At 64.5% G+C, this 22140-nt stretch carries 26 protein-coding genes; all 26 read left to right on the forward strand.

The features are described 5' to 3' along the window. Window positions 1-168: 168 nt before the first annotated feature. The 26 genes from AC0693_RS18310 (at window position 169) to AC0693_RS18435 (ending at window position 22015) form a co-directional block, all read left to right on the forward strand. Window positions 169-729, forward strand: coding sequence for an ATP-binding protein (locus AC0693_RS18310; RefSeq protein ID WP_478741267.1), 561 nt, complete (start codon window positions 169-171; stop codon window positions 727-729). Between the two features lie 122 nt (window positions 730-851). Then, window positions 852-1349: a hypothetical protein gene (locus AC0693_RS18315; protein WP_478741268.1), complete on the forward strand. Its 498-nt coding sequence runs from the start codon at window positions 852-854 to the stop codon at window positions 1347-1349. Window positions 1350-1351: 2 nt separating this feature from the next. Next, window positions 1352-1708 (forward strand): hypothetical protein, encoded by a 357-nt coding sequence (locus AC0693_RS18320; RefSeq protein ID WP_478741270.1) that lies wholly within the window; start codon window positions 1352-1354, stop codon window positions 1706-1708. Between the two features lie 52 nt (window positions 1709-1760). After that, entirely contained in the window at window positions 1761-2021 is a 261-nt protein-coding gene (locus tag AC0693_RS18325; protein ID WP_478802336.1) for a hypothetical protein, read from the forward strand. A 251-nt stretch (window positions 2022-2272) separates the two neighbouring features. Continuing rightward, a complete protein-coding gene (locus tag AC0693_RS18330) occupies window positions 2273-2893 on the forward strand; it encodes a hypothetical protein (protein WP_478802337.1) in 621 nt (206 codons plus the stop codon). 525 nt (window positions 2894-3418) lie between these two features. Continuing rightward, the gene (locus AC0693_RS18335) at window positions 3419-4336 is read left to right on the forward strand and encodes a radical SAM protein (protein ID WP_478741273.1); all 918 of its coding nucleotides are present in this window, start codon (window positions 3419-3421) and stop codon (window positions 4334-4336) included. Between the two features lies 1 nt (window position 4337). Further along, window positions 4338-5120, forward strand: coding sequence for a hypothetical protein (locus AC0693_RS18340; protein WP_478741274.1), 783 nt, complete (start codon window positions 4338-4340; stop codon window positions 5118-5120). 65 nt (window positions 5121-5185) lie between these two features. Next, window positions 5186-6016, forward strand: a complete 831-nt coding sequence (locus AC0693_RS18345) for a hypothetical protein (protein ID WP_478741276.1) — start codon at window positions 5186-5188, stop codon at window positions 6014-6016. Next, a complete protein-coding gene (locus AC0693_RS18350) occupies window positions 5950-6564 on the forward strand; it encodes a hypothetical protein (RefSeq protein WP_478741277.1) in 615 nt (204 codons plus the stop codon). The genes AC0693_RS18345 and AC0693_RS18350 overlap by 67 nt, the downstream gene beginning before the upstream one ends. Before the next feature lie 48 nt (window positions 6565-6612). Beyond that, window positions 6613-7083, forward strand: a complete 471-nt coding sequence (locus AC0693_RS18355) for an NUDIX hydrolase (protein WP_478741279.1) — start codon at window positions 6613-6615, stop codon at window positions 7081-7083. A gap of 16 nt (window positions 7084-7099) precedes the next feature. Beyond that, complete coding sequence (locus tag AC0693_RS18360; protein ID WP_478741280.1) at window positions 7100-7390, forward strand: DUF6087 family protein; 291 nt, start codon at window positions 7100-7102, stop codon at window positions 7388-7390. Between the two features lie 81 nt (window positions 7391-7471). Further along, complete coding sequence (locus AC0693_RS18365) at window positions 7472-7870, forward strand: hypothetical protein (RefSeq protein WP_478741281.1); 399 nt, start codon at window positions 7472-7474, stop codon at window positions 7868-7870. 207 nt (window positions 7871-8077) lie between these two features. Then, window positions 8078-9802, forward strand: coding sequence for a phage portal protein (locus AC0693_RS18370; RefSeq protein ID WP_478741282.1), 1725 nt, complete (start codon window positions 8078-8080; stop codon window positions 9800-9802). Beyond that, window positions 9802-10584 carry a hypothetical protein gene (locus AC0693_RS18375; RefSeq protein ID WP_478741283.1) on the forward strand — a complete coding sequence of 261 codons (783 nt, stop codon included), beginning with the start codon at window positions 9802-9804 and terminating at the stop codon, window positions 10582-10584. Before AC0693_RS18370 ends, AC0693_RS18375 begins: the two co-directional genes overlap by 1 nt. Before the next feature lie 29 nt (window positions 10585-10613). Then, window positions 10614-10766 (forward strand): hypothetical protein, encoded by a 153-nt coding sequence (locus AC0693_RS18380; RefSeq protein ID WP_390400152.1) that lies wholly within the window; start codon window positions 10614-10616, stop codon window positions 10764-10766. Window positions 10767-11032: 266 nt separating this feature from the next. Next, window positions 11033-11896 carry a N4-gp56 family major capsid protein gene (locus AC0693_RS18385; RefSeq protein WP_478741402.1) on the forward strand — a complete coding sequence of 288 codons (864 nt, stop codon included), beginning with the start codon at window positions 11033-11035 and terminating at the stop codon, window positions 11894-11896. A gap of 113 nt (window positions 11897-12009) precedes the next feature. Beyond that, on the forward strand, window positions 12010-12363 hold the full coding sequence (locus AC0693_RS18390) for a hypothetical protein (RefSeq protein WP_478741285.1): 354 nt from the start codon (window positions 12010-12012) through the stop codon (window positions 12361-12363). Window positions 12364-12872: 509 nt separating this feature from the next. Next, the gene (locus AC0693_RS18395) at window positions 12873-13412 is read left to right on the forward strand and encodes a phage tail fiber protein (RefSeq protein WP_478741287.1); all 540 of its coding nucleotides are present in this window, start codon (window positions 12873-12875) and stop codon (window positions 13410-13412) included. Continuing rightward, a complete protein-coding gene (locus tag AC0693_RS18400) occupies window positions 13412-14032 on the forward strand; it encodes a phage tail fiber protein (protein ID WP_478741288.1) in 621 nt (206 codons plus the stop codon). Before AC0693_RS18395 ends, AC0693_RS18400 begins: the two co-directional genes overlap by 1 nt. After that, window positions 14020-14838, forward strand: coding sequence for a hypothetical protein (locus AC0693_RS18405; RefSeq protein WP_478741289.1), 819 nt, complete (start codon window positions 14020-14022; stop codon window positions 14836-14838). Before AC0693_RS18400 ends, AC0693_RS18405 begins: the two co-directional genes overlap by 13 nt. Beyond that, complete coding sequence (locus AC0693_RS18410; protein WP_478741290.1) at window positions 14835-15365, forward strand: hypothetical protein; 531 nt, start codon at window positions 14835-14837, stop codon at window positions 15363-15365. Before AC0693_RS18405 ends, AC0693_RS18410 begins: the two co-directional genes overlap by 4 nt. A 22-nt stretch (window positions 15366-15387) precedes the next feature. Next, window positions 15388-18192 (forward strand): right-handed parallel beta-helix repeat-containing protein, encoded by a 2805-nt coding sequence (locus tag AC0693_RS18415; protein WP_478741292.1) that lies wholly within the window; start codon window positions 15388-15390, stop codon window positions 18190-18192. An 88-nt stretch (window positions 18193-18280) separates the two neighbouring features. Continuing rightward, on the forward strand, window positions 18281-18865 hold the full coding sequence (locus tag AC0693_RS18420) for a hypothetical protein (protein WP_478741293.1): 585 nt from the start codon (window positions 18281-18283) through the stop codon (window positions 18863-18865). Window positions 18866-18886: 21 nt separating this feature from the next. After that, window positions 18887-20440: a hypothetical protein gene (locus AC0693_RS18425; protein ID WP_478741294.1), complete on the forward strand. Its 1554-nt coding sequence runs from the start codon at window positions 18887-18889 to the stop codon at window positions 20438-20440. Window positions 20441-20554: 114 nt separating this feature from the next. After that, window positions 20555-21136: a phage tail protein gene (locus AC0693_RS18430; protein WP_478741296.1), complete on the forward strand. Its 582-nt coding sequence runs from the start codon at window positions 20555-20557 to the stop codon at window positions 21134-21136. Window positions 21137-21160: 24 nt separating this feature from the next. Then, a complete protein-coding gene (locus tag AC0693_RS18435; RefSeq protein ID WP_478741297.1) occupies window positions 21161-22015 on the forward strand; it encodes a T4 family baseplate hub assembly chaperone in 855 nt (284 codons plus the stop codon). Window positions 22016-22140: the final 125 nt, after the last annotated feature.

The raw sequence follows: 22140 nt of genomic DNA on the forward strand, positions 1-22140 counted from the left end.
GTTGAGAATCGACGTCCATCCCTGTGGCCGTCGCAGTCCTGCTGGCGCACAGCACACCCGACGGCCATCGCTGAGGCTCCCTTTGACGTGGCGAGGCCATCGGTGTTGGCAGTCCAGACGGTTCGGCAGCGGCTCGCCGCAGCCCCGAGTCGACGGTGAGGATACGCAATGTCGGCAGGACGACGTGCGCCCCAAGCTCTTACGCATCCGAGCGGCCCGCTCCTCGCCGAGCGCATGGTCGGGGATGCTCAGGAGGGGGAGACTTGCGCTTCCTTTGATCCGACGCTGCACCTCGATCCGGCACTCGTGCAGACGATCACCGTAGCCGTGAGGGAAACGAGCCGCCTCGTCATCCCGCTCCCGGTGGTGCGCGAAGAAGTCGTTCGCGGCATGCGAGCAGCGATCCGTGAGGTCCTCAAAGTTTGGGGCTGCTCACGTCGTTCCGGTGACGCGGAGCTGGTCCTAACGGAGCTGCTGACGAACGTGATCAGGCACGTTCCATCGAGGACCTGCACCTTGATGCTCGAACGGCACACCTGGGGAGTCCGCCTCTCGGTAGCAGACAGCTCCGCCCAGGTACCTGTTTTGTCCGAGGCGCAGTTCAGCTCCAACGACGAGGCCGGCCGGGGGTTGTTCCTAGCTGCCGCCTTCAGCGACGACTTCTACTTCGACAACTACTCGGGCCGCACAGGCAAGCGAGCTGTCGCCGACTTCAGGTGCGCAGCGTGAGCGGCTCGTCCCAGACCACCGCTCCGGTCGAGGTGCCCGTACCCCTCCCCACAGGCGCCTCCCGGAGCGGTGCACAACTTCCCACCTTCACCGGCTGCGGAGGTGCAGCCGAGAGGAAACGCATGCCTACCCGTGATTCCGCCACGCGCTTATCCCGGCTCCGCGACGAGCATCTGGCCCGACTGTTAGACCTTGACCGATCCCCCCTGGTCAAGCTGTCGACTTGGCACCGTGATGGCCACGACTTCGTCTACCTGGTCACGCGTCGCGGCGATCAGCGGCCCATTGCTCCTGATCAGCTGCGGCGTGATGACGTGGTAGAGCTCGGCACGGGCCGCCATCGGGTGCAGAGCATGCTGGCCACGGCACAGGGCACGCGCGTGATCTTCTTCCACGACCGCGCACCTCTTGTGGTTCCAAGCCGAAGCAAGGCGGCCTGGGCCACTGATCTAAAGAGCATCCTCGGGGAACTTGGCCAGGTTCAGGGACTGGTGCCCTTTGCCGCGGGTGACCTGGCAGAGCGGCCGGCCCGCAACGTCGAGGACGACCGTGAGTGCGAACGGTGCGGCGCCCTCGCCGCCGAGTGTGCTGCTGACTGTCTCTCCAGGCGGCGGTGGTGATCGTGTCTGCCGATCAGGTCACGTGCCAGCACACGGCGCGGGTGGTGAGCGACGGTCGAATGCTGAACCTAGCCCGAGTCGAGTTCATGTCACTCCCTATGGCCGTCTACTGGCTTACCGCCCGCGCACTCGACGTCGGCGTTCAACTCGACCATCCGGGACTTGAATTGGTGTGGGGAGAAATTCGAGCCACTGAGCACTTTCCGGCAGCTCTGTCGGCCCTAAGTGCAGGTCGAGGGTATGAGCTGGAAATGACCGCCGAAGGCGTCGTGCATCAGTTCACTGCCATTCCCGCGGGCGTTTCAAACTATGCCTGTCACACCGCCGTAGAGGAGTTGTGCGCCAGTGATCCGCGGTGACTTGACGGCCCGGCCGGGGTTTATGTGCCGTGTAACTTCGACCGATACCACGGTGGGAGTCGTACTCATTGATGAGCATTTCCATGCGCAGAGCGAAACCGAGGCGATCTGGTGGATTCGGGACGCTCTGCGGATTGTGGCTACGGGACTGGAGGGTGACCGCGCTAAGCGGGCGTCGTCGTGGGTCTCTGACGGTTTCCGCGAAGCGATGCAAGACCTTCGGAACGGCGGCACCTGCATGGTAACTGTGGAGGCTCACAACCTGCTTATTGTCTGGGACGCCCATCCGGCAATTCTTCTGCTCGTTTCGTGAAGACCCGGAGTGCTACGTCAGACGCAGCCGCTCATCAGCTTGGCCGCCATATCCACGTGATCTATTTCCTTTCGGCCGGAGAACTACGCATGGCGTATCAAGACGAGGCTGCGCTCACGGCGCCCCTCAGTCCAGAGGAACTTGAAGACAGAGATAGGGCTCACAGGGCCCTATACACAGCGTTGCGTGACGCAGGTCGGGCCCCCGTGTGGACCGCTGGCGGCGCAGCAGATCGAGTCATCACCGTCACCATGTTCGCGGAGGATTGGGACATCTGGGGTGCGGTGCCGGATGGCGGGCTGCCGAGGCGAGACCCCGCCGAGCCGTTGCGCCGCTACTTCAAGCAGCGCGGGGTCAACGTCCAACTCGTTGTTGGCGACGGTCTTCTCAAGCTGATCCTCGCGTCCGCTCAGGACGCCAGGCGACTGACCGAGATTGTCGTCTTGAGCATGTCCCCCGAACGCAAGGCCGAAGTACGCCTCAGGGAGGTGTTCTTCGCTGCCGGCATCGGACGTCGGGTCGACGGGTCATCGATCACGAGCGATCACGGGTACGTCAATATCGGTGATCTCGACGTTCAGGACGCTTTGCGGCTCTGGAGGCTCATCTGGGGTGGAACAGGGCCTGAGGAGTTCGATCCGTACGACATGGGCTGGCAGCAGGTCGAATACCTGGCAGAGCGCATGCAGGTAGCCGTCTCCGAAGCCTGCGGCGGACATGTAGGCGTAGATCCGAACCCCGCCTGCAACACCTGCTCCGGTTCACGGAACGACCAGATCACACTCGGCCTGGCGACCCCAGAGCAGACCAACCGCCTATCGGACCGGATCGAGGCCGCCGCAACGTCAACCGACACCGAGGGGTCCGTGTGATCGCTCGCGGGAATGCCCTCATCCGCCGGGCGATCAGACGCTGCACCCGGTCGGCGCCGCCACCCATGAGTAATCGGGAACGTAACCTCCGCCTGATCCTGCACGGGCCGCCGAAACCGGGGGTTCGTGACCGTGTCGCGTCATGGCTGTTCGATGCCGAGGAATGGTGGTGCCGGCACGTGTCGAAGAGGGCACTGTACGCCTGCCTCGACCGGGCTCGGCTCAACGACTGGGCTGCTCATGACACCGCCTCGGCACTGAAGCGAATCGCTGAGCGCCATAGCCGCGAGTCTGCACCCCCCAAGGAGAACCCGTGATTCCTGCCGCGCTACCCATTGGACTTCCAGACCTTCCGATATACCGCGACCTGCCCGACGAGCGGGAGAAGGACTGGGAACAGCGCAACAAGCCCCAACCGGCACCCAAGCGCCGGCGGTCTGCCGGCAATCCATCAGGAGGACAGAAATGACCGCACTTGGGATTCCCACCGTTCCGAGCAAGATTGAGCTTCCGGTCGGTAACGGCATGGCCTTTAGCAACACCGGGCACCACTTCACGGCACCGGCCGGAGTCGACGTCGCCGACATCGCGAACGCGGCCACTGTCCCGCTCTCCGCAATCGTCCAGGTCACCAAGCGGTGCGACTTCGACTGCACCATGTGCTCCGAGATCCTTCAGATGCCGGATCCGACCATCGAGCAGCTCGACCGCATGCGGCAGAACCTCGCAGGCGTCGGGCGCGTGTTCCTCTCCGGCGGCGAGCCGTTGATGCGCCGCGACTTCGGCGACATCGTCGACATGTGGCACAAGGACGCGATCCTCGCCGTGCCCACGAACGCCACGCACGGCAAGGACCACGCTCGGGCCATCGCCGGGAAGGTCGCCTATGCCAACGTGGGCTGGGAGGGCCCGCGCGCCTTCTTCCAGCGGATCCGCGGCGACTACGACAAGACGATGTCCGGCACCCGCGCCCTGCTGGACGCCGGCATCCCGATCTCCATGTCGACCGTCGTCACCCGATCCCTGCTTCCCGCGCTGCCGTACACGGTGCAGATCGGCGACGTTCTCGACGCCGGCAAGCTCAAGCTGATCATGCCCTTGCGCAAGGGCAATGCCCTCAAGATGCCTGAGCACGAGTTCATCACCAACGAGGAAGCCGAGGACGCCTTCAAGCGCCTCCAGGCTGACCGGGCCACCTACCGGTGGTCCCCCGCCCTGCGCCTGACGACGTGGACCCCGGAGACCGAGGGCCACATGATCGTCATCGAGCCGAACGGCGTGGCCCGTGCCTGGCCCGTCTACGACCAGCCCGACCTCTGGCTGCACCTCGGCAACATCCTGGAGGAGCCGATTACCGAGATCTGGAAGCGCTACCCCTACAAGGAGAACCACTTCAACAAGTATCTCGGACGAACGATCAGCACCGTCACGCAGGGGGTGTGACGTGCTCGAACTGAGCAACCTCGGCTGGCCCGAGACACCGTACGGATCCACGGGGCAGATCATCCAGCGTCCCCGCCATCTTCTGACCGGTCTGGCCGTCCTTTGGGCCGACAACGGGGTGGGCCCGGAACTGATGAGCGCCGCCGCGGTCTTCATTCCGGTGCACCGCACCCGAGCCGTCCCCGTAACCGCCGGCTTGTTCAACTTCGGGTACCGGGTCTTGGCTGCCACCACGGCCGAGGACACCCCCAGGATCATGTCCGCTCTGGATGTACTCCTCGTCCAGGCCCGTCGGGACGCCCACGCCATCGCGTGGCACAACGCCGAGGACGACCTCTACAGCATGCGCGCCTTAAACCCCGACCAGCAGGGCGTCACCGGCGTCACAGCGGCATGGACCGCGCGGCACCACACCCCCCGCGCCAAGGGCATCGCCCGCTGCATCGATACCGCCCAGGACCTCGGCCCCGGCGGATCGCTCGCGGACACTGCGGCAGTCAATGGCATGCGCTTTGGGCCGCACCTGTATCCCCTCCAGGACCAGGACAACGTCCAGAGCGCGTATCAGGAGCTCACCCAAGACGTGGCCGACACCGCGATCAGGGACCTCGTGTCGCAGAACTGCGCCGGCGGGGCCCTCGCACAGGCCATGACCGTCGCCCTGCTCGGCGGCAGGGCCCTCGGCCACTTCGAGTGGGAGGAGCCACCTCAGGTTTTCGACGAACTCGAACGCGTTGCCTGGGACCGCCTTCCTGCACTGTTCGCGACCAACAGCGCGGCTTAGCCCAGTAGCGTCGCCGGGGGCCCGGACAACCGGTGCGGGCCCCCGCTCACCCAAGGAACTACGCCGTGATCACCGTCAGCAGCCTGGACCGTCCGACAGCGCTTCCTGCCCGCCGTGCCGGCACCGTCCGTATCGCCTCCCTCGACGTCGAGTGGACCGACAAGCTGGTCAAAGGCGGCAACCGCCCGTTCTGCCACTCCATCGTCTGGATCGACCTGCCCACCGAGAAGTCCACCGACCTTGCCGACGTTCGGTGGGAGTACACCAGCCTCTACGTCGAAGGTGACGACGAGCAGGACGCCCTTGTCGCGGCCGGCTCGGCCGTGCTGCGCCTCGCCAGCGAGCAGGCGGACGTAATCACCGGGCACCAACTCTCCTCCGACCTCGCGGTCCTCGCCAACAAGGCTCCCCAAGACCAAGAACTCCAGCTCGCCCGTGCCCGGTGGAAGGCAAGGCGCACCCAAGAGGCAGCGGTTCGATACGTCGACACCCGGTATGACGCCGGAGCCCTTCTGCAAGGGCACTCACGCCGCCTCGTTGACGTCTGCACTGAGCTCGGCCTCGACGTCACCCAGCCGGAACTTCTGCGTCAGACCATGCCCAAGTTGCACCGCGGTTGGATCGGCGACGGCGACGTCGAAGCCCGTGAGCGGGTCAGCGTCCTGAACCTGCGCCACTCCCTCTCCACGGCCTACGTGGCCGCCCGCGTTGAAGGCCTTGTCCACTGGGCGCCGACGGGCTTCAACGTGAACCAGGCCCTTGCCACCGGCGCCAAGGGCGCCTGGGGATGGCTGGAACAGCCCACCTTTACCGACCTCTTGGAGGGATCGTGCCGATTCGCAACACCACCGTCATCGGCGTCGAAGGTAGCCAGGCCGCCGGCAAAACGACGCTGATCTACGCCCTCGCAGCCTACTTTCGCGAGCAAGGCGTGAACGTCGCCATCACCGGCGAGCCTGCCCGCACAAGTCCCTTGCTGGAGGAGATCGTCCTGCATGGCAAGGGCGGCTTCGACGTCGTGGCGGAAATCGACCTCTTCGGCCAGCAGCTCTCCGTCCCCTTGCGCGCCGCGCGTAACCACCAGCTCCTGATCGCGGACAAGACGCCAGCGAACGTCCTCGCCTTATCCCGTCTCGTCCTCGATCAGAGCGACCCCTCGATCGGGCGAGTCCTCGCCGCGATGGAGGCTCTGTGCCGGGCGTGGATGCCCCAGACGTACGACGCGATCATCTACTGCTCGGATCGGTTCGACCAGAAGGCCGGCGGGGACCTCATGCGACAGAAGGTCATCGCCCTGCAAGCGCCCGCAGACATCGAGATTCGCCGGGCCCTGGTGGACACCAAGGTTCCCATCCTCGAACTGCCCTGCGATCTGTCCACCTCCGAGCGTGTCCGGTGGATCGCTGACGAGTTGAGTGACCAGGGACTCGTAGCCGTGGGATGACAGGGCGCGAGCTACAGTCCTCCCCGAACCCAGACCCACGGAGGACCAGTGCCCGCCCGCCCCATCAACGACGTCATGATCATCCTTGAACGCGGCACCGGTGAAACGCGCGAGGTCTGCCTCGCCGAGCGCCAGAACACGGGGTACGCCGACGGCCTGCTGAACCTCCCCTCGGGAAAGGTGGAAGAGGGCGAGGACATCTTCACCGCGATCATCCGCGAGGCCGCCGAAGAAGTCGGAGTCGTCATCGAGCGCGGCGCCTTGCGGATCGTCCACGTCACCTACTTCCGCAACCCCGAAGGGGAGGCCCGAGTTGGGTGGTTCTTCGCTGTCACCCACTGGTCCGGAACGCCGACCAACCTGGAACCCGAGAAGTGTGCAGGCTTGTCCTGGCACCACCCTGAGCGTCTTCCTGACATCACCGTGCCCTACAACGCGCTCGGCATCGCTCAATACCTGAAGGGCGAGCCGTTCTCCGTGCACGGCTGGTCAGACGGAGACCACCCCCAGTACCGCTGACGAATCTGGAAGCGCAGTGGACGACGAATCCTTGAGCGAGTGGTCTGAACGGCGCCGGCAGCGTACAGCCGGGCGGCTTCGAGCGACCATCTTGGGACCCGGCCCGCGGGGTACCCACGTGAACCCTGAAGCGCCGCGCCTCGTCAGCCGGTGGAACGGGTACGAATGGGAGGCCGTCGCCATCGTAGAAAACCTCGCCGCCGCCAAGAAGCTGATGTTCCCGGACACCACAGAGTCACTCCCAACACAGCCGGCACCGCGGCCGAACCCCCTCGGACCGGGGAGCGGCAAACACCGCAAATCTTGATGATTGTGCGACGCCTGTAACACTTTTCCCAATTGCCCCTCAGTCTTGAAGCGAGACGTCTCGCAAGGAATTGAGGAATGCATGGCTGGAAACCTGGCCCCGAACCCCGGATTTGCCGAGAAGGGCTCGTACGACTACGGAGTCAAGACTGGCGTAAACGCTACTCGCCGCGGTCGACTCAAGTTCGAGGAGGGCATCGCGACCGACACCGACATCCCGAACGAGTTCGGCAAGGGTGTCATGCAGGGCTACGCGACCGCGCCCGGCCGAATGAGCCACAACGCGAACGTGTATGAGAAGCCGGCCGAGGAGACGATGCGCGAGCGAGCGCACGTGGGCTCCGCGGCCTGGCCCGAGGCGCCCGAATTCATCGGCGGCTTCGCGCACGGCGCGGGACACGGCGCGGAGCAGCGCTTCGAGCAGGTCGTGCGTGACGGCCACAACCAGCGCCGGCAGAACTACGCACGCACCAACGACTGATCCAGTCGCCCCAGAAAGAGCCCCTCGGTCAACCGGGGGGCTCTCTGCCTTCCTATCGGTATCTCGCACCTGCGCTGGCTTCTCGGCTAACGCTCCTACCTGGATTGTGTGAGGATTGGGCATAGCGCATTCGACGCACTTACTCGTAGCACCCAGCGCCTCCATACAGGTGCACCACTCGGTGCTTAATCGAGGATGTGTCGCGGGTTGTCCTTCGCCTTTTTCCCGCCGAACCAGCGTGCGGCCGGATCTGACCTCACGATCTCCATCAGCCCGTTGGGGCTTGTGGAACTGAGCGACGAAGAGTTTGAAATCCACGGCCCGCGTCTCAACCGGTACGCCACCAATTTCGCGTTCTACCTCGGGCACCACTGGGCGTATCGACGTGAGGCTGGGGAACCCCAAATCACGCTGAACTACGTCGCAACGTTCGCCCGGTACATCAACAACTTCTGTTTCAGCCGCGGCGTCAAGTTCTCCACCGCTAAGCGCTATGAGCATATCGTGCCGGCGCTCCTCAAGCGCGTGTGGGAGGTCGACAACGAGAAAAAGTCTCTGCTCAAGTCCATAGGCGAGCAAGGTGGGGTAACCGGCGACTCCTTCGTGAAGGTCGCCTACGAGCCGGCGTGGACTGACGCGGCAGGCGGATCGCACCCCGGCCGCGTGCGGATACTTCCGCTGAACTCGGCCCATTGCTTCCCGGAATATCATCCGCATGACCGGGACCGTCTGATCCGCATGAAGCTGAAGTACAAGTTCTGGACGACCGGCGCAGACGGCACCCGCCAGGTTATGTCCTACACGGAAATCCTCACGGACGAAACCATTGAGGAGTTTCTCAATGACGAGCTGATCGACCAGCGGCCTAATCCGCTGGGCATGATTCCCGTCGTCCACATACGGAACATCACCGTCTCGGGATCTCCTTGGGGCCTCTCCGACATCGGCGACATCATCTCCCTCAACCGGGAAATGAACGAGAAGATGACCGATGTCTCCGACGTGATCAATTACCATGCAGCGCCGACCACCATCATCCAGGGGGCGAAAGCAACCAACTTGGAGCGTGGCCCGCGCAAGATTTGGGGTGGCCTCCCCGAGAAGGCCAAGGTCTACAACCTTGAGAACGGGGTCGACCTGGCCGGCCCTATGGCGTACATCCAGCTGCTGAAGACTGCGATGCACGAGATCATGGGCGTGCCGGAATCTGCGCTCGGTCAGATGCAGCCCATCTCAAACACGAGTGGCGTGGCTCTGTCCATTCAGTACGCCCCGCTCATGAACCGTAACGGCAGCAAGCAGGATAACTACGGCTTCGGCCTCAAGCAGATCAACGAACTCGTCCTCCGTACACTCTTCTGCTTCGAGCCCGAGACTCTGCTGTACGACCCGTACAGCGACGGCATTAAGACGGAGGAAGACCAGCCTGACCTCCTCGACCCAAACGACCCCCAGGTCTACCAGGTTGAATGCGTCTGGCCCATGCCGCTGCCTGTTGACAATCTCGTAAAGCTAAACGAGATTCAAGCGAAGCTCGCGATAGGGTTGGAATCCAAGCGCAACGCCCTGGTAGAGCTGGGCGAGGAATTCCCCGACGAGCGCCTGGAGGAGATGTTCGCGGAACAGAAGCGCGATGCCGTCGAGCAGGGAGCCCTGGAGCTTATCAAGGCAACGATTTCCTCTGCTATTCTCCAAATGACCGGAATCTCCACGGAAGGTGGTGGAAGTCCGGCCGCGTCAAACGGAACCAGTCAGGCAACGCCTGAAAACTCCGCTGACACAGATCAGACCGGAGTCCTTCCCGGAGCAACCGGGATCGACCTCGGTGTGGACACCCATTCGCTAATCAACCAATTCGTGACCATGGCATACGGCACCAAACTGCCGCAGGGCCGCAAATCGGAGGACGCCAGTAACCAGGAGTCGAGCTAATGACCGTTCCGACCACCGCCGCCACCGCCTCGGGCGACCCGACCGAGCAGGTACTTACCGTGCCTGTCATCCCGGAAGCTCCCCAGGATCCGGCCACCGGCCGATTCACCGCTGAGGACCTGGAGAAGGTCCGCCGCGAAGAGCGCGAGAAGCTCTACGGCCGACTGAACCAGCAGGACGAGATCCTCAAGGCCACGCAGACCGAGCTGGAAGCGGCCCGGCGCGTCCGTGAGGAGAAGGAAGCGGCCGAGGCCGCTGCTCGCCAGCAGGCCGATGACGAGGCCAAGGCTAAGCGTGAGGCGGAGCTGTCCGCCAAGACCCTCCTCAAGGAGCGCGAGGAGGCATGGGAGAAGCGCTTCACGGAACTTCAGTCCCAGTATGAGCACGACCGCGAGGTCTTCGCCCGCGAGCAGGAGTACGCGCGCATCCAGCAGGTACGCAACGACATCCTGGCCGCTGAGGCAGACCACATTGCCCCCGAGCTGATCGACCTCGTTCACGGCAACACCGAAGACGAACTGCGCCAGTCCGTAGAGCTGATGAAGCAGAAGTCCGCCGCGATCGTCGCTCAGATCCAGCAGACCCAGGTCACCGCTCGGGCCTCCATGCGAGGCACCGCTCCCACCGGTTACGGCGTCGGCCCCGCCGACACGGACGCCGGCTACCGCCAGTACTCCTCTGGCGACATCAAGAACATGCCCATGTCGGAGTACGCCAAGCTCCGCGGCCAGCTGCTCCCTGCGGCCTCCGCCGCCCGCAGCAACCAGGGCATGTTCCGCTAGCCCACCCGCCGCACAAGTAAGGGAAATACATGGCATCTGCCATCACCGGTACTCCGCGCCTGTCGGCTTCGCCGACCAATTACGCGGGCACCAACAGCCAGCTCTCTCCGGCCATTCAGGAACTGTGGTCGAAGGAAATTCTCTTCCAGTCCATGCCGATCCTCCGGTCTCGGGCCGCCTGATCCAGTGATGGGTCAGTGAGAACCACGCTGTATCGGTGAACCCCTCCTCCTCGTAGCACTCATTCGTAGCACGGGGAATACCGAGGGAACCCATCACCTGGGACTCCGTAGAGACTACACGCGAGGCGCCTCCCATAGCTTCAGCACTTAGGTGTGAAGTGGGCTGAAACTGGAGGCGAAGATATAGTCCGAACTTGCGGGATGGAAAACCGTAAGAGCCAGGCAGAAATGACCCGGCCCCGCAGCCAGCGGGTAACAACCCGCGAATTGTCGAGCAGTTCGCAGTAAAGAAGACCGAGCTCGGGACCGCCCCCGGCCTCGTGATCCACTTCATGCGTTACGACAATCTGGGAGACGCCTCCCAGCTCGTCGAAGGTGTTCGGATGGAGACCCACGCGCTCACTGCGTCTCAGTTCTCCATCACGGTCGCTGAGCATGGCTACGCGATCGCCGTCTCAGAACTCCTTCTCAACTCGTCCTTCGACGACGTGCTCGCCTCCGGCAGCCGTCTCCTGGGTCGAAACATGGCCAAGTACCTCGATGAGCAGGCACGCGACACCCTGCTCCAGGCCAGCTCGGTGCTTTACGGCTTCGACAAGTTCGCCACCGCGGGCAACACGATCACTCGCCTGTCGCCCTACGACAAGGGTGCGCCGGCAGCCAACCGTGCGGCTATGACGGGCAATCACCGGTTCACCAGCTCGCTGGTGAAGGACATCGTCGAGACCCTCGCCACGCGCAACATCCCGCGACTCGGCGATGCCTACGTCTGTTTCGTGCATCCGCACCAGAGCCGCTGGCTGCGCGAGGACCCGACCTGGATCGAGTCGAGCAAGTACGCCCAGCCCGGTGCGTTCAGTCTCGGCGAGATCGGCCGGATCGATGACGTGATTTTTGTGGAGACCACACAGGTCAAGAAGATCGGTAACGGCAACGGTACTACGCCTGCTGACGTTTACCAGGCAATTTGCATCGGTGACAACGCCTTCGGTCACGCGATCTCGCTGCCGGTCGAGCTTCGCGATGGCGGTATCCAGGACTTCGGCCGAGAACACCTGCTGGCCTGGTACTCGATCTTCGGGCTCGGCCTCATCACCGATGCCTCGGTGGTCATCGCAGAGACCAACTAGGCATAGTTGGTTTAGCGAAAAACGGGGCACTGGGCCGCCCTGCTGCAAGCGGGTCGCTCCGGCGGCCCGCTTGTGCAAACAATACAACCATTGAGAACGAGCAGGAGAACTACATGGCGACAGCCCGAAAGCCGGCCGGCGACCTTACCGGCCGAGCCGCGGAGAGCCTCGCGGCCGAGCGTGACTCCGAAGCCAAGGAGCGCGCGAAGAGCATGGCTACCGCGACGATCGTTGCGGAGACCGAGAAGGCGAACTCGGTCGTCGACCTGGTCGAGCCCCCGCGGCCGGCCGTGGAAGAGCAGCCGGTGGTCGTCGAGGAGTCCGACCGCGTGATCCGGGTGACCTCCGAGCTCAACGACATCGTGATCGGCCAGGGCAACTACTACACCTTCGAAGTCGGCGTGCAGTACCGGGTGCCGGCGACGGTCGCCAACCACCTGGAGGAGAAGGGTCTCCTCTGGCACTGATGCCTGAGGTACCCGCGGGGGAGAGGGAAGCGCTCCCTCTCCCCTTTTGTCTGTTCGTTCTTGGAGGTGGCGGTGAGTGGTGTGGAACTTGGCCAGCGCTATGTGCTGACGGCTGAGGGAGGCTACGGCAGTGGTGTCGGGTCTGTGCCAAAGGGTGCAGTGGCTGTGCCGCTGGAGATTGTGCCCCCCGGTACCGCGGGTGTGGGTTACGCGACGGGGGACGTGGTGGTCGCTGCATACGAGGACACGTCCACCTTTCCGGGTTACGCAGTGAGCCGGACTCTGGCGATTGCTGTGCCCCTGTTCGAGGAGTCGTTCCTCCTGGAGTCTGCTCTCCCGCCCGTGGAACCTCCGCCCGAGGAGGTGCCGGGCCAGGAGTCGCCGGCGCCGGAGGTGGTTCCCGGGGGTGATGCGTAGTGGCGGGGGGCTACCTCACGCGCTACGCCTCGCATGGGCTGCTCACGCTCATGACCGGCGGTGGAGAGAGTCCGTCATCTGGGACTGACCCGGTGGCAGACATCCTGCTGAAGGCCCACTTGTCGCGGCACTGGGGCGGGGGAGCGGTGGACGCCCCGGGGGTGTGGGCCCCGCGGGAGTATCTGCTCGCGTTGCTTGATCGGGTGGAAGCGGAAGGCATTGAAGCGGTACGGGCGGAAGTACAGGCTCGCGCGGCATCCCCGAGTGGCCAGGTGTTCCTAGCCCTGTGCACGTCGGACCCTGGTGACATTGCGACGGAGTTGGCTTCCGAAGTTTCGGCTGCGGGGTATCAGCGCCAGGCGGTCGCCTTCTCGGCGCCGAAGGCCGGCGAGCAGTTCTCATATGAGTCGGGGACCGCGGCAGCCGTGACCCTGGATTCGAGCGCGGTGTTTGGTCCGTTCACTGATATGTCCGGCTCGGCAGTCCCTGTAACCCACATGGCGCTGGTAACGGCTCCCACCGGTTCGGACCTCGCGGTCCTCGTGGTCTGGCCTCTGGACTTCCCTGTCACGGCGGAGCAAGGCGACTGTCTGCTGGCTCCGACTGGCACGCTGACAATCAAGGTGAGTTGATGTCTGGATACCTCTCCCAGTCGGCTGAGCGCCTGGCGCTTCAGGTCGTAACCGCAACGGCCAACACGACCAACACCCCGTCGAACAGCATGACGCGCTCCTACCTCATGAAGCTCTGGCAGCAGCAGGGTTTGAGCCTGCTGTCGAGCTACCTCCCAGTGGCGTACCTCAATGAATTCGCCGCCCAGGTACGTGCGGACACCACAGGGAGCTGGCTCACGGGGCTGATCGACGGGCGTACGGACGTGACCGGATCCACGTACCTGACGCTGCTGACGGCCGATCCTGGGCGGGCCGCGGAATCGGTGACGCTGGCTTCCCTGGAGGTTACGGCTGAAGGTTACAGCCGGCAGCCGGTCACGTTCGGTTCCGCAAGTAGTGCGGCGGGCGGGGGCGCGGGGATCACGAACTCTTCCCCACTGTTCTTCGGGCCGTTCACTGCGAGCTCGGGCATGGGGTCAGTGGCGACGCACGTGGCTTTGACGAACGTTCCTACGGGCACGGGCGGTCGGATGGTCGCAGCGTGGGCGCTGGACGCACCGGTCAGTGCCTCGCAGAACGAAACCGTAGTGCTTGCTGCGGGTGGGCTGGCAGTTGGGCTGGACTCGTGGCAGAGCTGACCAAGATCCTTACCCGTGTGCGTTCCGAGCTCGGCGACTTCGGAGCAGCCTTCAGGGACGTGCTCTCCGGTACGGGGGAGCTGACCGACTACGACCTGTCCACGGTCAATGTGAACGTGACGCGAGTCAGCTTGCTGGCTGACGGACAGCTCAGCGACCTCGTCGCCGGCACTGACTTCCGCGTAGACCCACGCGAGGGCCGTGTCACGCTGCTCGGCGCCCACGCTCCTCTGCCCCTGGGCCAGGTCCTCGTAGTGGAGGGTACGGGCTCCGGCATGTTCACTGACGCCGAGCTGATCAGCCACATCAGGGACGCGGAACTTCAGCACTGCCACGACCGAACGCAGACTGTGCGGTACCGGTCGGCAAACGGATTTATTCGGTACGCCGACGAGCCCGTACGCCTGGAAAATCTGCCGGACGTAGAAGAGCTCCCTCTGATTCTCCTTGCAGTGATCAACGCACTGTGGGCGGTATCCACCGATGCCTCCAGCGACGTCGACATCAGCACCGGCGAGGGCACCCACGTTGACCGCGGGCAGCGCTACACCCAGATCCTGCACCAAATCTCGGTGCTCACCGACAGGTACGAGGAGCTGTGCCGACAGCTCAACATCGGGCTGTTCCGTATTGAGATGGCGACGCTGCGCCGCATCTCCCGTACCACCGGCCGCTACGTACCGGTGTACGTGGACCGCGAGTTCGACGACAACGCCTATCCCCAGCGCGTGCTGCCCCAGATCGACAAGCACGACCTCGACGCGTCCGGCATCCCGAATCCGACCTACAACGGTTGGGCCGCATGAGCAGGGCGGACTGGAAGCGTGGCAGGTTCAGTGCCACCGAGGAGGGGTCGCGCATCGACGAGGGCCTGCGGGCCTGGCAGCGCCACGTCGGGGACGTGGTGGCATGGTGGCGGTTCAGCGGCTCCCGATCAGTCGTGCACGACATCTACGACGAAGGCGATGCAGGTGGCCTCGCCTACGACGGCCCATGGCAGGTGCCGGTCCTGCACGCCACCCATATCGAGGTAGGCGACGAGCGCAGCGACCGCGGCTTCTACACCACCGACACCCTGGAGATCAGTGCCGTCTTCCGGCAGATCTCCCGCATCGGACTCACGCAGGCCGACATCCACAACGAGAGATACCTGCGGGACCGAATCGCCTACGACGGCCGACTCTTTCGAATCGAGCAGATGAGCATCCTCGGCCAGATACGCCGGCAAGACGTGATCGTCTCCATCACCGCGGTCGAGGTCAAGCCCGACGAGCTCACTGCGGATTCCGTCTTCCGCCAGTACATCCCGCAGCCCGGCGCCGGCTCCCGCTGACACCGACCCACATTGGAGTCCGATGGCTACCTACGCACACCCCGATTCCTACTACGACGAGCACCTGTCTTCATTCTCCGACCAGGCGCTGGCAGGGGGCGCCAGTCCTGGCCAGACGGTCATGGTGAGCGGGTCGGCCGAGCTGGTCGTGGCAGCGGCCAACTCCCGCGCCAGGGGCAAGGCCGTGGCGGACTACCTCTGCCTTGGGCACGACGACCAGACCGTCATTCAGGCCGCTGTTGACGAGCTCCAGCAGCTGGCCGGCCGTGGAACTCTGCGGTTGCTGGAGGGCACGTACGTACTGAGTGCACCGGTACAGGTCGGGCCGGGCGTCGGGCTCCAGATCGTGGGCTCGGGCAGGGACGCCACGGTGCTGAGGCTGGCGGACGACTCGGACTGCTACGCGATCAACTTCACCGGCCCCGGTGAGACCCGGGTGCGCATCGCGGATCTCGCTATCGACGGTACCTGCGATCAGCAGGCCGCGGGTGGTGGCATCTGGGCCGCCGGCTCGGTGATGTCCATCTTCGAGAATCTGCACCTCACCCACTGCTGGGCGGAAGGTCTCTTTCTGGGTCCGCAGGCTGACGCCACCGCTGGGCACACGAACTGGGTCGTGAAGTGCCGATTCGACAACGGTGCACTGAGCACAGGTGCAGGCCGAGGTATCCGGATGGAGTCCTCGGTCAAGAACTCTGTGATCGCGTGCGATTTCCGCTCCCTGGGCGGCGCTGCCGGTACCGGCGTCACCGGGCCCATCGCCGTCCTCGACAAGGCGGGGCTCCAGACTGTCCTGGGCTGCACTTTCGCCGACGGCGGCCACGACTGCGTCGGCATCTACGCCCAGGGCGTCAAAAACACCAAGATCCAGTCCTGCACGTTCGATGGCACCGCAGGCACGAGCATCTTCCTGGCTGCCAGCAACTGCCTCGTCGAGGGCAACACCATCATCGCCCCCGGCCTCGCCGGCACCGCGGGCCAGGCATCCGGTATCCACCTGGCATCTGGTGCCCGCGCCAACAGCCTGATCGGCAACTCCCTCCTTACGGGCACCGCCAGCGGCGTGACACGCAGCCTGATCCGTGAGGACAACCTGGGAGGGTCCGGCGGTAACAGCATCCAGAACAACTCGGTCAATGTCGTCGGTACCTGCACCGTGGGGCCACTCGACCTGACGGGCCCCGGTTCCCTCGTGCGCGGGAACTTGGGTAGCGGAAACACGGCCAGCATCCCCACGAACGAGAACTTCACTGGCACGCTGACCCGCAACGGCCAGGCCGTTCTGGACGTGTCGCAGAAGGGTGCCACCGGCGGTCTCGCCACCCTCGGCTCGGACGGCAAAGTCCCGATGGCGCAGATCCCCGCAGTGCTGACGCCCAAGATTCCGGCAGACTCGGCGCGCGTGGACCTTTCGGGCACCCCGCGGACGCAGTTCAAGAAGATGCCGCTCGCCAGCGTCACGGTCGCACAGTCCTTCGCCATCGACTACGCGGGGGGCGCCATCTACGTGGGCCAGCTCATCGGCGATATGGTCCAGCTCCCTGGCGAGAGCGCACCCGTGCCCTACACAACCCGCGAAAACGCCGGCGACATCTCGATCACCAAGCTCTCCCTCACAGGGCAGCAGCTGGGCGTCATGTACATCCGCGGGGCCGGTCACGGATCGAGCATCGCCGTCGAATATGGCCGCGACGGTACGACGTGGCTTTGGACGGACGCGGACTCCTCCGGTAGTGGCTTCGCCCGCGCGCTGCACCGCACCACGTTCCAGGCCGGCGCCGTCCTCGACTCGATCAACTTGCGTAGGTACCGGCCGCTCGGTGCCGGCACACATGGGGTGTCCTGCTCAATCGACCCCGTCGGCCGGCGCATGGCCGTCCACTACACCTACCCCGACCCCTCGGACACAGGGCGACGGTACGTGGTTTTCGACCTTGATTCCGCAGCTCAGGATGTATGGACGCCCCTCGGTACCGTCGACCAGGCCGTAAACCAGACGGCACCCGGCATCGGTACTTTCCAGGGCCACACCCTTTGGGGCAACTACCTCTACGCCCTCGACGGCGACCCCGCAGGCAACGCCTACATCACATGCACTGACTGGGTATCGGGACAGATCGTGCAGCGGCAGCTCATCACCGCCGAGCCGGCCCTCACCTACCGTGAGCCGCAGGGCATGGCGATCTGGGTCCCCGACATTTCGGCGCCCCACCGAGCCAGGGTGTGCTTCGGCTTCGCGGACGGAGCCACCGGAGCCCGGGACTTCACGCTCCTGTTTCTCGAAGCGTCACCACTGCCCGTTGATCGAGCGCCAGGCCCCGCCGATCACAACTACGTGGCGTGGTCCCTTGATCCCGCGGCTACGGCAGGCACTTTCCAGATACCGAGCGGCGTGCTTCATCTGGTCCGCATCCCCGTCCGAGTCACTACAACGATCACCAGCCTCGCGTACTTCGTCACGACCGCAGGCGCCACGCTCACCTCAGGACAGTGCCTCGTCGGCCTATACAGCCTCGCTGGCACGCTGCTTGCCACGAGCGCCGACCAGTCCACCGCGATGGCAAGCACGGGGCTGAAATCAGCAGCACTGTCGGCTCCCCAAGTGGTGCAGCCCGGTTACTACTGGGTGGGAATCCTCGCGGTAGGCGCAACCCCGCCGACGCTCCCCAGGGGAAGCCAACTCGCCGCGAGCCTCAGCAACGCGCAGGTGCCTTCGACCGCCGCACGATTCGGCACCTACGGAACGTTGCTCACAGCACTTCCAGCGACGCTGACCCTAAGTTCTGTAGCCACATCCAGCGCCTCCATCTGGGCCGCAGCAGCCTAACCCGCAAACCGCTTATAACAGATTTCCGCATATCCTGCCATTCTGAACTCGGAGGACGCTATGCCATATTGACCGGAAGGCTCACGCAGTGCCTTGGATAATCAATGAAGATGCCGCCATCAAGGCGAAACTCCAAGACATTGTTGTCGCGGACGAGAACGCTCCAGCCGAGGGCCTACTGGTCGACGTCCGCTTCCGGCTTCCCGAGAACGAGGTGGCCGACGCCACCTTCCCGCTCATCGTGATCGAGCGCACCCGCGCAGACCGTGACAGTGCACGGGAACATCGAGGCACTGTAGCCCTCGGCTACACGCCGGAAGGCTACGACGCCGCCGCCTCTTACCTGGCCGCCGATCCCATTCCCTACACGATCGAGTACCAGGTCACCGTCTACGCACGCAAGCAGCGGCACGCGGCTGACATCGCGACCACCCTCGCCGCCACCGACTACCTCCACCCGCGCTGGGCCTATCTCGAAGTCCCCGAGGACGGCACCATCCGCCGACTCGAACTCGCTGGAGGGCCGGAATTCACTGCTGGCCGCGATGGTCAGGGAAAACGCCTCTGGCAGGTCGACTACCTGGTCCATGTCAGCTCCGAGCTTCTCGGCGACATCGCCGAAATCCAGCCCGTCGAGACGGTCGTCATCACCACTGAACCCCTCGGCCAGTAGGCCCCGAAGGAGCACCTACCTATGGCGACTTTCCTGCGCCCCGGCGTCTATGTGGACGAGACGCTGGACGCGATCTCCAACCCCGTGAGTCAGAGCCCCGGGGAGGCGATTGCGGCTTTCGTCGGGGCCCACAATTTCGGCCCCGCTGTGCCTACCCTCATCACCTCCTGGTCCCAGTTCACCCAGACCTATGGAGGATGGGGCACCGGCACCGACATGCTGCCCTATGCCGTGTACAGCTACTTCAACAACGGTGGCAGCAAAACGTACATCTGCCGGGCTGTACCCGCCGACTCTCTCGCCTCCACCGTGACACTCAACGACCGGCAGACCACCCCAGAGCCGGTGCTGAAGTTCACGGCGAAGGCGGCTGGCGCCTTCGGCAACCGGATCTACATCGACGTCGCCGACGCCAACACGGGCGCCGGCCGCTTCAATCTCCTCGTGAAGGTCGGCGGAGTCACGGACGCGTACATCGCGGACCGGTACAGCGACGTGTCCCTGGACCCCGCCGACTCGCGCAACCTGCTGGCCATGGTCAACAGTCCGGAAAACGGCTCCGCGTTCGTGAAGGTCGAGAACGTGGCTACCGACGCCTACAGCGTGGCCATCACCCCTTCGCTCCAGAGCAGCACTCCGCTCACCGGCGGAAGTGACGGCACCGCAGCACCCAACCTGGTGGCTGCGACCAAGCTCCTGGAGAACACTGGCGAGATCGTCAACGTCAACCTGCCCGGCATCTACGACTCGACGGTCCTCAACCCTGTCATCCAGTGGGCCGAAGACTACGGTTATGCCTTCGTCGTCGTAGACGCGCCGCGTATCACCTCCGACGACACCACTGAGGCGCTGACCGAGTACGCCAAGCTGTCTCCCGCGGCCAACGGGACGTCCAGCCCGCCGCCGCTACGGGCCAGCTCCTACGTGGGCGTCTACGGCCCTTGGCTCGTCTCCGCAGACCCGGCCTCACGCGCGACAGGCGCCACCCGTGTCCTGCCGCCCGGCGGCGCGGTACTGGGCCAGTACGCCAAGACCGATCGGCTGCACGGCGTGAGCCAGTCCGCAGCCGGCAACCTCAGCCGCCTGGCTGGTGTCTACAGCACAGAGCTGCGATTCAGCAGCGCTCAGCTCGACAGCCTCAACGCGTGGGGCATCAACGTCATCCGGCAGCTCCCGCAGGCCGGCATCTGCATCATGGGTGCCCGCACGCTGATGAGCGGCTACCCGGATCGCTACATTGCGGTGCGCCGGCTGCTCACCCACGTCCGCAAGGTGCTCGTGGGCATCACCCGCTCCGCGGTCTTCGCTCCGAACCGCCCGGAACTGTGGCATTCGATCGCAGCCAACGTGACCCAGCAGCTGACGCAGATGGCGCAGGCTGGCCTCTTCGCTGCGGCTACCCCCGATCAGGCGTTCTTCGTCCTCTGCGACGAAACCAACAACACCTCAACGACGGTGGACAACGGTGAAGTGCACCTGGACGTTGGTGTCGCCGTTGCTCGGCCCGCCGAGTACATCGCGATCCACATCTCGCAGTTCGAGGGCGGAACCACGGTCGCTGAAGCCACCGCCTGATAGCGCGGGGTCCCGTTGAACCGTTCCGGCGGGACCCCGCTGGAAACCTCATGAACCACCACTCGTACCCCAGTCGGAAACCACCCGGTGCACCTCGTGCTACGGGAGTAGTGAATGGCAACCCTCAAGACCGTAACTCAGTCCCAGAGTCTGGCCTCGCGCCAGACAGATCCGCTCCGGTCGTTCAAGTTTCACGTCCAGATTTCTCAGGTCGGCAAACTTGCGTCGGCTTACCCCAAGCTCGGCTTCATGACGGTGTCAGGTCTCTCGGTTACCACAGACGTCATCGCCTACCGAGCTGGCGGAATGAACACGACCACGCAGAAGATGCCAGGTCAGAGTGATTTCAGCCCCGTCACCCTGTCCAAGGGCATGATGCCGGGTGACCAGAGCCTCGTGAACTGGATGTACCAGCTCTTCGACGTTATGCAGGGCAACGGTTCGGGCTCGGACACGTCCGACGAATTCCGCGCCACGATCGACATCATGCTCATCGATCACCCGGTCACCCGAAGCAAGGCCGCAGTCAAGGCGGTTTGGCGTCTGTACAACGCTTGGCCCACGTCGGTTGCCTTCGGCGACCTAGACGCGGGCAGTAATACTTTCGCCGTTTCTCAGCTTACGTTCGCGCATGAAGGTTGGGATTTCAAGGTCGCAGACAACTACGGCCCCAACAGTTCCGCGCAGATCCACTAATACGCCTACCCGAGGACACAATTCATGACCGACTTGCAGTACGACTGGACCTACGACACGCCCTCCGGAGGCACACAGGTCGACGTCCTGGGCGACGCCCAGGGCGCGACTGCTGCCGTTCAGCTGCTCCTTGCAGAGTCCGTCGGGGAAGCACCGGCAATCCCGGCGCCGGCCGACTGCCTCGTCACCCTGCCTGCCGGTTTCGAACGTGACGGTGTTATTCACACCGAGGCTGAAGTGCGCGAGCTCACTGGGGCTGACGAGGAGGCCCTTGCCCGGGTCCGGTCCAACCCGCTGAGGATGCTGGAGACGCTCCTGGAGCTGGGAACGGTGAGCATCGGAAACCTGCCCGCCATGACCGGAGTTCTCCCGGAGCTGCTGCTGGGGGACCGCGACGCTCTGGTCATCGCCATCAGACGGGCGACATTCGGCGACGAGATGGAGCTTGCGGAGATCAGCTGCCATCACTGCGGTGAGGTGTTTGACGCGACCATCTCCCTCGGCCAGATCGAGTCGCACCAGGTGAAGAGCCGCCGGCTGACCGTCCCCCTGCGCAAGGGCGGCTGCGCGCTTGTGCGCTACCCCACCGGCGCTGACCAGGCGGCGATGCTCACCGACGCGAAGGCAACCAACGCGGAGCACAACAGCATCCTCCTCGCACGCTGTGTGCAGGAAATCCGGGACGCACAGGGCAACGCCCTCCCCGCCAGTACGGACGGCGTCAAGCGCCTGGGTCTCGCCGACCGGCGCACGATCCTTGCGCAGCTGGCGGCCAACCAGCCCGGCCCGCGGCTGCTGGAGCTGACCATCAGGCACGAGGAGTGCGGAGGTGAGGTCCCGCTCCCGCTCAGCGTGGCCGACCTATTTCGCGATTTCTGACGCCCGCGCGACGCGGGCTGACATAACCACCCTCGCCTACGCCCACCCGGAGTGGCAGCTCAGCGAGATCAAGCACCTGACGGTCAGAGAGCGCGAGTACTGGCGCGACCTTGCGGTCTGGGTCA

The sequence above is a fragment of the Streptomyces sp. NPDC043876 genome (assembly GCF_056435825.1).